This is a genomic window from Bradyrhizobium sp. Crot121, from assembly GCF_059512385.1.
Window position 1 is genome coordinate 1 of the sequence record NZ_JCAMOR010000042.1, and the last position, 12997, is coordinate 12997.

General features: G+C 62.6%; 12 protein-coding genes. 8 read left to right on the forward strand and 4 right to left on the reverse strand.

Features of this window, described 5'->3' with window-relative positions; genetic code table 11:
• Positions 1-338 precede the first annotated feature (338 nt).
• Entirely contained in the window at positions 339-1046 is a 708-nt protein-coding gene (locus AC5ZGW_RS29050; RefSeq protein ID WP_130228645.1) for a Crp/Fnr family transcriptional regulator, read from the reverse strand.
• Between the two features lie 607 nt (positions 1047-1653).
• On the opposite strand from AC5ZGW_RS29050, the gene AC5ZGW_RS29055 reads away from it, so the two are divergent.
• The 5 genes from AC5ZGW_RS29055 (at position 1654) to AC5ZGW_RS29075 (ending at position 5652) form a co-directional block, all read left to right on the forward strand.
• Positions 1654-3234, forward strand: coding sequence for a flagellin N-terminal helical domain-containing protein (locus AC5ZGW_RS29055; RefSeq protein WP_130228644.1), 1581 nt, complete (start codon positions 1654-1656; stop codon positions 3232-3234).
• 169 nt (positions 3235-3403) lie between these two features.
• A complete protein-coding gene (flbT, locus tag AC5ZGW_RS29060; RefSeq protein ID WP_028162388.1) occupies positions 3404-3784 on the forward strand; it encodes a flagellar biosynthesis repressor FlbT in 381 nt (126 codons plus the stop codon).
• Positions 3785-4028: 244 nt separating this feature from the next.
• Entirely contained in the window at positions 4029-4412 is a 384-nt protein-coding gene (locus AC5ZGW_RS29065; RefSeq protein WP_130228646.1) for a response regulator, read from the forward strand.
• 32 nt (positions 4413-4444) lie between these two features.
• The gene (locus AC5ZGW_RS29070) at positions 4445-5320 is read left to right on the forward strand and encodes a CheR family methyltransferase (RefSeq protein WP_130228643.1); all 876 of its coding nucleotides are present in this window, start codon (positions 4445-4447) and stop codon (positions 5318-5320) included.
• A 2-nt stretch (positions 5321-5322) separates the two neighbouring features.
• On the forward strand, positions 5323-5652 hold the full coding sequence (locus AC5ZGW_RS29075) for a hypothetical protein (RefSeq protein ID WP_028162385.1): 330 nt from the start codon (positions 5323-5325) through the stop codon (positions 5650-5652).
• Between the two features lie 98 nt (positions 5653-5750).
• Here the strand turns inward: AC5ZGW_RS29075 and AC5ZGW_RS29080 are convergent, their stop codons facing one another.
• Entirely contained in the window at positions 5751-6062 is a 312-nt protein-coding gene (locus AC5ZGW_RS29080) for a hypothetical protein (RefSeq protein ID WP_130228642.1), read from the reverse strand.
• 150 nt (positions 6063-6212) lie between these two features.
• Between AC5ZGW_RS29080 and AC5ZGW_RS29085 the strand changes: the two genes are divergently transcribed.
• Positions 6213-6860 carry a response regulator transcription factor gene (locus tag AC5ZGW_RS29085; protein WP_028162383.1) on the forward strand — a complete coding sequence of 216 codons (648 nt, stop codon included), beginning with the start codon at positions 6213-6215 and terminating at the stop codon, positions 6858-6860.
• Between the two features lie 82 nt (positions 6861-6942).
• On the opposite strand, the gene AC5ZGW_RS29090 is transcribed toward AC5ZGW_RS29085, so the two are convergent.
• The gene (locus AC5ZGW_RS29090) at positions 6943-10071 is read right to left on the reverse strand and encodes a PAS domain S-box protein (RefSeq protein ID WP_130228641.1); all 3129 of its coding nucleotides are present in this window, start codon (positions 10069-10071) and stop codon (positions 6943-6945) included.
• 315 nt (positions 10072-10386) lie between these two features.
• Positions 10387-11106, reverse strand: a complete 720-nt coding sequence (locus tag AC5ZGW_RS29095; RefSeq protein ID WP_130228640.1) for a GntR family transcriptional regulator — start codon at positions 11104-11106, stop codon at positions 10387-10389.
• 112 nt (positions 11107-11218) lie between these two features.
• On the opposite strand from AC5ZGW_RS29095, the gene AC5ZGW_RS29100 reads away from it, so the two are divergent.
• Entirely contained in the window at positions 11219-12226 is a 1008-nt protein-coding gene (locus tag AC5ZGW_RS29100; RefSeq protein ID WP_245474946.1) for an ABC transporter substrate-binding protein, read from the forward strand.
• 4 nt (positions 12227-12230) lie between these two features.
• The gene (locus AC5ZGW_RS29105; RefSeq protein ID WP_130228639.1) at positions 12231-12995 is read left to right on the forward strand and encodes an ABC transporter ATP-binding protein; all 765 of its coding nucleotides are present in this window, start codon (positions 12231-12233) and stop codon (positions 12993-12995) included.
• Positions 12996-12997 lie beyond the last annotated feature (2 nt).

The following is a 12997-nucleotide window of genomic DNA, read 5'->3' on the forward strand; positions in this document are numbered from 1 at the left end:
CAGCCAGCATGGTGAATCAGAAACCGCCTGATTTGGGAATCCCAAATCGATTCAAGCTAACTTCATTCCGCTTTAGAGCGTATCTCGGCCTGGCAGCTGACACACGCTGACCGAGTTGCAAGATGGCCTTGCCACGCATCGCGGGCAAGGAAAACCTGTTCATTTGACTGATGTCGTTTGATACTCGTCGGCGACTGTGGCCTCAGCGACGCAGGTTCCGCTGCTCAGAGCGTTTTCGAGCGAAGCGGAGACCGGTTCGCGTGAAGAAAACGCGTCAGAACAAGAATCTGGAGCTTCGGTTCTGATTCCATCAGAACCGAAAGTGCTCCAGAGGCTTCTCATTCCGTGTTGAGCAGTCGACCGCATTGCGTCCTCACGACGGTGTAGCACTCACAGGCGGTTTTCTGCAGACCTTCGAGATCGATGATTTCGATATTCCCGCGGCTGTAGCGGATCAGCCCAGCTTCCTGGAATGCGTGTGCCACGATCGAAATGGCATTACGCCGGACGCCGAGCAACTGCGACAGACATTCCTGCGTCAACGGGAGTGGTTCTCCGCCGCACAACTCTCGCGCGTGCAGCAGCCAGCGTGACAGCCGGGATTCGACCGTGTGAGATGCATGACATGTCGCGGCTTGCTGGGCCTGCACGGACATCGCCTGCTGGTGCCTGACCAGAACTTGCCGCAGAGTGCTGCTCGTCTCCATCGCGGCGCGCAGGCGATCGGTTGCGAGAACCGAGGCGATGCCGGGTATGATGACGACGGCATCCGCCAGCGATGGTCCGTCATGGAGCACGGCAGTGCCGCCGACAATGCTGTCGCGTCCAATCTTGGCGACTTCGACGGTTTCACCTTCCGTGAAGCCGACGATCAGTGAAACCACACCGCTATGCGGCAGATAGACATCGCCGATCGGCGCACCGGCCTCGAACAGCACGGCGTCTTTCGTCAGCTCGACGATTGCGAGATGCGGCCGCAGCAACTCGATTTCCGCCGCCGGCAGAGTCTGCAACAGATGATTGGACGGACGCGATGATCCAGACATTCCTTCTCCTGCCGAAAGGCGGGAGCTCACCGTCTCGCGTCACCTACTCATGGCATGTCGGATAGCGCGAAGAATAGCTTTCCCTCACGATTGCACAAGAGCTACACGCGCGTGGCTATACACCTTACCGGGCAGATAGACGTTTTCGTTTGCGACCGAACCAAAAATCGCGCGCTGATTCGTGCGAGGTGGGACAAGCGATCAACGGCGAAACGGCTGTGCGAATGGCGGCGCTGTGTGTATGCGAAATACCACGCACGATCGAAAGGAACTTGTTCGCGCAACGTGGCTGTCTTCTCCGACGAGACGAGCACGAAACATTCCAAATCCATCACGCTCGCTTTGTCTGTCGACGACGAGAGTTGCTGCTGTGCGATCCGCGATCGCAATCCATCATGCGTGCTGCTGTTTCGATCTGCGCGTTCACACTTGCGATCATCTCAGTAGAACTACTGAGAAATGCGTCTGCGCGCGGAGTTTCTGGGTATTTGTACTGAGGAGCGATTTAACGAACGGGTAGCGCCGCCGGAACAGTGTGGCACGGTCGCCGGAGTGAAGTTTCCGGCGGCTGCGTCAATCGTGTGTTCATCCAGAAGGGTATCAAACTATGTCCGGCATTATTCTCTCGGCTTCGGTTCGCCAGAACCTGCTCTCGCTGCAGTCGACCGCTGATCTGCTCGCCACCACGCAGAGCCACCTTTCGACCGGCAAGAAGGTCAACTCGGCCCTCGACAATCCCACCAACTATTTCACCGCCGCCTCGCTCGACAACCGCGCAAGCGACATCAACAACCTGCTCGATGGCATCGGCAATGGCGTGCAGGTGCTGCAGGCAGCCAACACCGGCATCACCTCGTTGCAGAAGCTGGTCGACAGCGCCAAGTCGATCGCCAACCAGGCGCTGCAGGCGACCTCAGGCTATTCGTCCAAGTCGACCGCCACGTCGGCGGCCGTGACCGGCGCGACGGCCACGAACCTGCTCGGCAACGCCGATACGGCCGCGACCGTGTCGGGCACCGCGGTCACCAACCTGGCCGGCACCGAAACCACCACCGCGGCCGGCTTTGCCAATGGCGACTCGTTCACCGTCAACGGCAAGACGATCACGTTCGCGACCGGCGGCGCTGGTGCCACCGCGGCCTCGACCACGGACGCTGCGGGCAACGTCACGATCAACCTGACATACACTGCCGGCGCCACCGACTCGACCGTGGCGGATGTTCTTACCGCGATCAATGGCATCACCGGTGGCACGTCGTCGGTCAGCGCCGGCAACGTCCTGACCATCAGCAACGCCGCCGCCGACAAGACCAACAGCATCACTCTTGGTGGGTCCAGCACGGTCCTCGCCAAGCTGGGTCTTACGGCCGGTGAGACCAAGCCGACCAATACCAAGGATAACCAGGTCCTCAGCATCGCTGCGATCGGCACCAAAGCGGCTCAGAACATCACCATCGGAACCGGCGCCGGTGCGGTGAACACCCTGGACGACCTCAACAAGAAGCTCGCCGACAGCAACCTGACGGCTTCGATCTCCAGCGATGGCAAGCTGAGCATCACGACTGCGAACGACGATGCGTCGGTTGATCTGACCGGCAAGATCACCGGCAGCGCCACGGGTGCTGGCGGTCTGCTCGGGACTCTCACCACGACCGCGCCTGTCAAGGACATCAACGCGCAGAACACCCGCGCCGATCTGGTCCGCCAGTACAATACGGTGATCGACCAGATCAAGACGACGGCGCAGGATGCGTCCTTCAACGGCATCAACCTGCTGAACGGCGATCAGCTCAAGCTGGTGTTCAACGAAACCGGCAAGTCGACGCTGACGATCAACGGCGTGACCAACGATCCGGCCGGCCTCGGCCTGGCGTCGTTGACTGCCGGGACCGACTTCATCGACAACGACAGCACCCAGACGGTTCTCACTTCGCTGAACAACGCGTCGAGCACGCTGCGTTCGCAGGCGTCGGCCTTCGGTTCGAACCTGTCGATCGTGCAGATCCGTCAGGACTTCTCCAAGAACCTGATCAACGTGCTGCAGACCGGCTCGTCCAACCTGACGCTGGCCGACACCAACGAGGAAGCGGCCAACAGCCAGGCGCTGTCGACCCGCCAGTCGATCGCGGTGTCCGCGCTGGCGCTTGCCAACCAGAGCCAGCAGAGCGTGCTCCAGCTCCTCCGCTGAGCGCTGCGACGAAACCGAACACGGAAGCGGCGGAGGCAACTCCGCCGCTTTCGGACTGACGAATTGCGAGACCGGATGGCGTCGCACCTGCTGCCGGTTTGCGCGACGAAGATTTCGAAGATTGAGGGCGAGCATGCCCCCGCGCCGTTGCCTAGAAAAGGAGACGATCATGCCGTTACGCGTCGAGCTGAAGCCGTTTGAACGGATCGTCATCGGCGAGACCGTGCTGATCAATTCCGGCACCCGCACGTCCTTCCTGATCGACGGCGAAGCGCCGATCCTGCGCGAACGGGACACCGTGACCGCGGAGACCGCCAACACCCCGGCGAGGCGGCTCTATCACTGCGTCCAGACCATGTATCTGAAGAACGAGGTCCAGCGTTATCGGACCGCCTATCTCGGCTTCGTCAAGGAGCTGCGGGAGGCCGATGCCAGCACGCGCGAGGCGCTCGATCTGGTTAACCGTCATGTCGCGGATGGCGCGCTTTACAAGGCGCTCAAGGAAATCCGCAAGCTGATGCAGCGCGAGCAGCAGCGCGCCGCGGCCTGAGCCTGCCGGCTCCGCCTCACACGCGAAAACTCCAGCGAATTCATTGTCTTCGTGTCTGGGCGCGCGACGGCCGTCGATGACGCGCCTCGGCGGTTCCCTGCCGCACGGTATCAACATGCCATCCGTATTCGCACGGACGGTAAAATTAAGTGGTTGTGAGCCGCCAAGGCCTATCGATTGATCAGCATCTACAAGAACAATCGAGAGGCGAATTCAGATGGACGATCCTCGTGTCGGCGAGCAGGTGCGGACCTGCCTTGTCGTCGATGATTCCAGCGTGGTGCGGAAAATCGCGCGCCGCTTCCTGGAAGAACTCAATTTCCAGATCATCGAGGCCGAGAACGGTGAGCGGGCACTGGACGCCTGTCGTCGTGCCATGCCCGCAGCGGTGCTGCTCGACTGGAACATGCCGGTGATGGACGGCCATGAATTCCTGCTCCATCTGCGCCGGCTGCCTGGCGGCGACCTGCCCAAGGTCGTGTTCTGCACGACCGAGAACAACATGGATCACATCTCGCGCGCGCTTGAGGCGGGCGCCGACGAATACATCATGAAGCCGTTCGACAAGGACATCATCGCCGCCAAGTTCCACGAAGTCGGCCTGTGTGCGGCCTCGATGCCCGCCTGATCATTCGAAATCTTTTGCGCCAAGAGGCCATCGTGAACGCTTCCGACTACGAGTATCTGCGCAAATTGCTCAAGGACCATTCCGGTCTCGATCTGTCCGCGGACAAGCAATATCTGATCGAAAGCCGCCTGCTGCCGCTGTCGCGCAAATGCGGTCTCTCCGGCATCGACGATCTCGTGCAGAAGATGAAGGGCGGATCGGCTCGCCACATCGCGCAGGTGGTCGAGGCCATGACTACCAACGAGACCTTCTTCTTCCGCGACAAGGCGCCGTTCGATCATTTCCGCGATACGATCATCCCGGAGCTGTTGAAGGCGCGGGCGGGCCGCAGGACGATCCGGATCTGGTGCGCCGCCGGCTCGACCGGGCAGGAGCCCTATTCGCTGGCGATGTGCCTGAAGGAGATGAGCGCGCAGCTTGCGGGCTGGCGCACCGAGATCCTCGCAACCGATCTGTCGCAGGATGTGCTGGAGAAATCCAAGGCCGGAATCTACAGCCAGTTCGAGGTGCAGCGTGGCCTGCCGATCCAATTGCTGGTGAAGTATTTCAAGCAGAACGGCGAGCTCTGGCAGGTCAACGCCGACATCCGCGCGATGGTGCAGCACCGGCAGCTCAACCTGCTGCATGACTTCGCGCAGCTCGGCACTTTCGACGTCATCTTCTGCCGCAACGTCCTGATCTATTTCGACCAGGACACCAAGATCAATATTTTCAACCGCCTCACCAGGTCGCTCGAAGGAGATGGCTTCCTGGTGCTCGGCGCGGCCGAAACCGTCGTCGGTCTGACCGACGTCTTCAAACCCTGTCCTGAAAAGCGCGGCCTCTATCGGCCGACCGGCACCCGTCCCGCGGTCGCCCCGATGGCGGCTGCCGCAATGCCCAGGATGGCCGCGATCGGAGGACGCTGACGATGAAGGAGACCAGCAGGGCAGCGGAGCGAGTGACATTCAGTCGCGGCTATGAGGTATGCATCATGGCTATCGATGGAACCTGGCGGCGCAATTGCGTGCTCAACGCCATCTCCGAGAATGACGCGGCCCTGAACGTCGAAGGCTCCATCCAGGGCCTCAACCTTAAGGAATTCTTCCTGCTGCTGTCCTCGACCGGGCTTGCCTACCGCCGCTGCGAACTGGTCCGCGTCAACGGCACCGAGATCGACATCCAGTTCATCCGGGGCAAGCCTGTGAGAAAGCGCCTCGCCGCGGCGTCGGGAACTGAAAGCCCCAAGACGGCCGGCTAAAGCGCGATAACTTTTCCTCGAATCGTCATCCCGCTCTAGCTCTTTGTTTGAGCATGATCTTTTTCGGAAAACCGGTTTCCACTTTTCCGGATCATGCTCTAGTTTAGCTGGTGCTCCATTGCCTTCGCCTCGAGCAGGAACTCGAGGGCCGCGCCGAGGCCGGCGTCGCATGCCTTCAGCGCCGCTCCCGCTACGGCATAGCGGGGCGTGACGTCATCAAGCACGAAAATGTCGGCGTCGGCGGCTTCCATGGAAGCAAGCGAGGTCTCGCAGACGATTGCGTTCTCGATCCGCGACAGGCTCGCCTGCACCTGCCCGATCAGGCACATCAGGTCCGAGACGATCGATTCATAGGCGTCGTTTCCATCGACGGCCTCGGCGGCGATATTGTTTCCTGCAGCTTTCTGCATGCGCATTCTCCACGGGAGCCTATCTTTAGCGACCGCGGTGCTACTTGTGCGTTAAGCCGTCGTCCCGTACAAATACGGGCCAATGCGATGCGATGTCGGTCGGAGCCATTGTTTCGGTTGCAGGTTTCACCAGTAGGGACGGAATGACCTATGGCTGAGAGTGCCCCCTCCCGCGGGGAGATTTTCGTAGTCGATGACGATCCCGCCGTCCGCGACACGCTTTCGATGGTGCTGTCCGCAGCCGGCTATCAGGTGATCTGTTTCGCCGACGGCGCCGCGCTGCTGTCGGTGGCGCGAACCAGGACGCCGGCCTGCATCCTGCTCGACGTCCACATCCCCGGCAAATCCGGCCTCGACATTCTCAAGGAACTGCACGGCGAGGAGTATCCGGCGCCGATCTTCATGATCTCGGGACAGGGCGACATCGCGATGGCCGTCAGCGCCATCAAGAACGGCGCGCTCGACTTCATCGAGAAGCCGTTCCGTGGCAGCGAGATCGTCGCTCGCCTCGACGAGGCGATCGGCGCCTATACGCGGCGCCAGGCCGACAGTTCCGCATCGCAGATAGCGACGCTGCATTTCCCGGGACGCGAGCCATTGACGCGGCGTGAGCGCGAGGTGCTGGAACAATTCACGGCGGGCGCTTCCAACAAGGAAGCGGGACGTCACCTCGGCATCAGCCCGCGCACGATCGAGGATCACCGCGCCAACATCATGAAGAAGCTCGGCGCCAGGAACGCCGCCGACCTCGTGCGCATCGTCATGACCGCGCAGCAGCAACAGCAGCGCTCGGCCTAGCCGTCGTCCCGGCTCAAGGCCCGGACGACATCGTCTTTTTTGCGCGGGCTAATTGCGACGTCTGATGCGATCGATTGCGTCGCTATCCAGCCAGCGCCTTGCGGATCATGATGGCCATGTCCGACTTGCGATAGGGCTTCGCCAGCAACAGCACGCCTTCGTCGAGCCGGCCGTGATGGATGATGGCATTCTCGGTGTAGCCCGAGGTGAACAGCACCTTCACGTCGGGCTTCAGCTTGTGGATCTCTTCCGCTAGCTGGCGGCCGTTCATGCCGGGCATGATCACGTCGGTGAACAAGAGGTCGAACGGTTTGCCGGCGCGGGTGATGGCGAGCGCGTCGGCAGCGTTTGCGGCATCCAGCGTGACATAGCCGAGCGAGTGCAATTGCGTCAGCACATAATCGCGCACCAGCTTGTCGTCCTCGACGACGAGGATGGTTTCGTTGCCGCCCTGCAGTTTCGCCGTGAGCGTCGGCTCGATCGTGGCCGTGGCGCTGGTCGCAGGCGGCAAGTACATCTTGACCGTGGTGCCGTGGCCTTCCTCGCTGTAGATCTTGATGTGCCCCGCCGACTGCTTGATGAAGCCATAGACCATGCTGAGGCCGAGCCCGGTGCCCTTGCCGGGCCCCTTCGAGGTGAAGAACGGATTGAACACCTTGTCGATGATGTCGGAGGGAATTCCGGTGCCGGTGTCGCTCACCGCGATCATCGCATAGCGCCCCGGCCGCACGTCGCCCTGCAGTCTTGCGTAGGTTTCGTCGAGGAACACGGTTCCCGTCTCGAGCACGAGCTTGCCGCCATCAGGCATCGCATCGCGGGCGTTGAGCGCGAGGTTGAGGATCGCGGTAACGAGCTGGTTGGGATCGACGATGGCAAGGCAGGTCTCGTCCTCGAAGATCGATTCGATTTCGACATGCTCGCCGAGCGTTCGCTGCAATAGCTTGGTGGTCTCGACGATCAGGAGATTGACGTCGATCTCGCGCGGGTCGAGCGGCTGCTTGCGGGCGAATGCAAGGAGATGCTGCGTGAGTTCGGCGCCGCGCGCGGCCGCCTCGTCGATCATCTTGGTGATCGCGGCAAGCTGCGGCTCGGTCTTCACCGCGTCGGCCAGGATCTCGATCGTGCCGGTGATGACGGTCAGGATGTTGTTGAAGTCATGCGCGATGCCGCCGGTGAGCTGGCCGACGGCCTCCATCTTCTCGGCCTGCCTCATGCGCTCTTCGGCGGCGATCTTATCAGTGAGATCGCGGACGAAGCCGTTGAACACGAAGCCGTCGCGGGTCTTCAGCGCGGCGATGCTCAGTTCCGCGGTGAACTCGGTGCCGTCGCGCCGCCGTGCCTGCACCTCGCGGCGCGGTTGTTGCAACTGTACGCCGCCTGAGTGCAGGAAGGCCCCCAGCGCCGCCTTGAGCGGGCCGTCCGGCCGCCCGAGCAGCTCGAACACGTTCTTGCCAAGCGCCTCGTCGCGGGGCCATCCGAACAGGCTCTCGGCTTGCGGATTCCAGTAGCGAATGATGCCCTTCTGATCGATCTGCACGAAGGCATCGAGCGCGCTGTTGATGATGCCGCGCGCCAGTTGCTCGCTCTCGAGCAAATTTTCCTGCGCCTTGCGGCTTTCGGTCATGTCGCGCGCGGTCTTGCAGATGCCGATGATGGCGCCGGATGCCGACTTGATCGGCGAGATCGAGAGCGAGACCTCGACCGGCTTGCCGTCCTTGCGCAGGCGCACGGTCTCGTTGTTCGCGATCGCCTCGCCACAGCCGATCCGGCGCAGCACGTCGTCGGTCTCCGCGGCGCGGTCGGGCGGCACGATCAGCGAGATGTGCCGGCCCACCGCCTCAGTCGCGGTGTAGCCGAACAGGCGCTCCGCGGCCGGATTCCAGCCGGTGACGATGCCGTCCAGCGACTCCGTGATGACGGCGTCGTTGGCGGATTCGACCGCGGCGCTGAACAGGCGCTCGCGCCCGGCGAGGCGGTCGCGCGCGGCTTCGGTCCGCAGATGTTCGACCACCTCACGCTCGAGCGCAACCGTCTTGGCATTCACCTCACTGATCACGCGCACGAAGGCGCGCGCCAGCACGCCGGTCTCGCCCGGCGCGTCGACCGGAATGGCGTCGGTGCCCTTCTGTGCGACGCTCTCGACCGCCGCCGTCAATTGCCGGATCGGCCGCATCAGCGATCTCGCGATCAGGATCGCCAGTCCCGCCGCGGCCAGCACGGCGAGCAGGCCGACCACGATCGAGCTGTTGCGGATCGTCGCCGCCGGCGCCATGAACACCGCGTTCGGAACCGTCTCGATCACCGCGATCCATTGATTGTCGACCAGCAGCGCGGGCGCCAGCGCGACGCCGTTCGGCCGTCCGCCCGCGCCTTCGACCATGCGCGAGAAGCCCTGCGTGGTCCCCTGCGCCGACGCCAGATAGGGGAAGTCGCGCCGCCAGTCGGCTCCCGATCCTGTCTGCCCGCCGAATTCGCGCGTGCGGTCGGGATGGACGAGGTAGTTGCCTCTGCCGTCGACCACATAGGCCGTTTCGCCCTGCCGTACCGAGTTTCGCGCGCGGTCCAACTCGCTGCGCATGTCGATCTCGATCAGGATGATCCCGAACGGCTTGCCGTCGGTCGCCGGCACCGGCGTCGCCACCCGCAGGATCGGCGCCGGCTGCGCCGCGCCGGCGTCCTTGTCCAGTTCGACCGGCGAGACATAGATTCCGCCGACGCCAAGCGCGAGCGTGTCGCGGACATAGGGCGCGTCGCCGGCGCGCGGCAGCTCTGCTTCGGGCACGGCGCGAACGGCGCCATGCGGCCCCGAACGGTCGACGCGGACGATCTCGTGCCCGCCATCGGCAACGCCGATATAGCGCAGCTGCGCGTAAGCCGGCTTGATCGCAAGCTGCGCGGCGAGGCGGCCTTCCAGCCGCTCGCGCCACACTGCCTCGCCGACATGATCGACCGGATCCGTTCCATCATTGAGACGGGCCCGCATCATTCCGATCACCGCGGCAAAATCGCGAAAGATCACGATGTCGGCGCGCGCGCTGTCGGTATAGGTGGCGAGGTCGCCCGCGACGAAGCGCGAATGCGCCTCGATCCGGTCGAGCACGCGCGGCACGATCTCCTGTTCCAGGCTGCGATGGCTCAGCCACGCGACCGCGCCCACTGTGATCGCAACCAGCGCAATCATGGCGATGGCGAGTCTGGTTGTGAGCGTCATCTGTGCGGTCGCGGCCTTCCTCTGTCCGGACCAGGCGACGGGGTGTCGCCATGGCCCGGGCGACCGATGCTAGAGCATGATCCGGAAAAGTGGAAATCGGTTTTTCGCTCGCGACAAACGCAAAAGCGTTTGCGCGGAGATCATGCTCCTACAAAGAGCCGAAGCGGGATGACAATTCGAAGAAAAGTCAGTTCGACGCCTGCGCGCCGCGCGCATTAGAGCGTTTTCGAGCGAAGTGGACACCGGTTCGCGTGAAGAAAACGCGTCAAAACAAAAACCTGGAGCTTCGGTTCTGATTCCATCAGGACCGAAGCTCTAGTCGTTGAAATAGTGCGGATGCCGCGCGCGAATCTGCGCGAGCTCGCTCAGCGTCCCCGACAAATGGGTTCGCAGATGTTTTTGCGCTTCCTCCGGCTCGCCGCCGGCGATAGCCTTGGCGATCAGCTTGTGATGGCGGACGATATCCTGCGCCTTGCCGGGCGAGGGCAGATGCAGCCGGCGCAACCTGTCGATGTGGCCGCTGCGGCTGCGGATGAGGGTCCAGATTTCCTGCTTGTCGGCGGCCTCGTATAGCTGCGCGTGGAACTCGTTGTCGGCGGCCATGAATTTCTCGAACGCGCCGGCCTTTGCGAACTGCTGTTGCCGCGCGATGGTGGAGTTGAGATCGGCGACGAGCGCCTCGTCCGGTTGCAGCGCGAGCACGCGCACGATCTCCAGCTCGACCGCCTGGCGCAGGAAATGTGCCTGCTGCGCGCGGCGCAGGTCGATCCGGCTGACGACCGTCGCATATTGCGGGAACACCTCGACGAGACCTTCCTCCTCGAGCCGCTTCAGCGCGTCGCGGATAGGCGTCGAGGACACCCCGAACTGTTCTGCCAGCGCGGCGCGCGACAGCGGTGAGCCCGGCGGCAGTTCCAGTGCGATGATCATGCCGCGCAGGCGCTCAAACACTTGCGGCGCCGCCTGACGGTCGCGATCGAGCAGCCCGCTCGATCGCGGGACGACACGACGCTGGCCGATGACCGGTGGATCCATTTGAATTGCCGTTACGCCCGCGAGAGGCTTGCCAACGATGCACTAATACATTAGTGCATTTCCGCAGGGGTGGTCAATCCGCAACCCTGAGAGGAAGCGCGTAATGAACAGGATGATGTGGCGGGCGCTTGCGAGCGCCGCCGTGGCGTTTGGTTTGCTGCAGGGACCGGCGGCACTGGCGCAGCAAAAGACGGAAATCGCCTTGTCGCGGCAGCCGGGTATTTTCTATATTCCGAGCCACATTATCGAGAAGCAGAAGCTGATCGAGAAACATGCCGCAGCGCTTGGCGTGCCCGGCATCACCACCAAATGGCTGACATTCTCCAGCGGCGGCGCGCAGACCGATGCGCTGCTTGCGGGCGGCGTCGACATCCTCAATACCGGCACCGGCAATCTCTTGCTGCTGTGGGATCGGACCCGCGGCGGCGTGAAAGGCATTGTCGCCACTTCCGCGCAGCCGATGACGCTGATCAGCCGCGATCCCAACATCAAGTCGCTGAAGGATTTCGGGCCGAACGATAAAATCGCGTTGCCGACCGTGAAGGTCTCGACGCAGGCCATCGTGCTGCAGATCGCGGCAGGCGAGTTGTTCGGCTCGGATCAATGGTCGAAGCTCGATCCCAACACCGTGCAGCTCGGCCACCCCGACGCCTATGCGGCAATGTCCAATCCGCAGCATGAGGTGCGCAGTCATTTCTCGATCCCTCCCTATACCTTCCTTGAGCTGAAGAATGTGCCGGGCGCGCATGTCGTGCTGAACTCGCCTGACGTGATGGGCGGCCCGCTTAGCCAGGCGCAATTCTTCACCACGACGAAATTCGCCGACGCCAATCCAAAAATCATCCAGGCCGTGCGGCTGGCGACCAAGGAAGCGCATGACCTGATCCGAAGCGATCCCAAGCTCGCGGTCGAAATCTATAAGGAGATCACTGGCGACAAGACGTCAGTTGAAGATCTGCTGGCCTGGCTGAAGGAGCCCGGCATGATGGAGTGGAATCTGGAGCCGCAGGGCACCATGAAATTCGCCAACCATCTCTTCAAGACGGGCACGCTGAAGACGCAGCCCAAGGCGTGGACCGACTATTACCTGCCGGTCGCGCATGACCTGAAGGGCAGTTGATCCCATGGCGCCGCTCCTTGACGTCTCCGATGTGACGCTGCGCTACAAGACGTCGAACGCGGTCATCACAGCGACCGAACGCGTCTCCTTCACGGTTGATCGCTCCGATCGCTTCGTGCTGCTCGGGCCGTCCGGCTGCGGCAAATCCACGCTGCTGAAGGCGGTCGGCGGCTACTTGCGGCCCAGCGAGGGCAAGATGCGGATTGACGGCCGCGAGATCGTCGAGCCGGGCGCCGATCGGATGATGATCTTCCAGGAGTTCGATCAACTCCTGCCGTGGAAAACCGTGCTGGAGAATGTGATGTTTCCGCTCCTGACCGCGCGGCGGCTACCTCGCAAGAAAGCCGAGGCGAAGGCTCGGGCCTATATCGAGAAGGTCGGGCTGACTCGCGTGGTCGATAGCTATCCGCATACGTTGTCTGGCGGCATGAAGCAACGCGTCGCGATCGCGCGCGGCATGGCGATGGAGCCGGACATTCTGCTGATGGACGAGCCGTTCGCGGCGCTGGACGCGCTGACGCGTCGGACTTGCCAGGACGAATTGCTGCAGCTCTGGTCTGATACCAAGTTCACCGTGCTGTTCGTCACCCATTCAATCGCGGAAGCTATCAAGATCGGCAACCGCATCCTGCTGCTGTCGCCGCATCCGGGCCGGGTGAAGGCCGAAGTCGTTGACGTCGACCGCGTCTCCAGCGAAGACGGCAGCGCTGCACGGCTGGAGAAGCAGATACACGATCTGCTGTTCGCTGAGCCGGCAACCGCACACTGAGG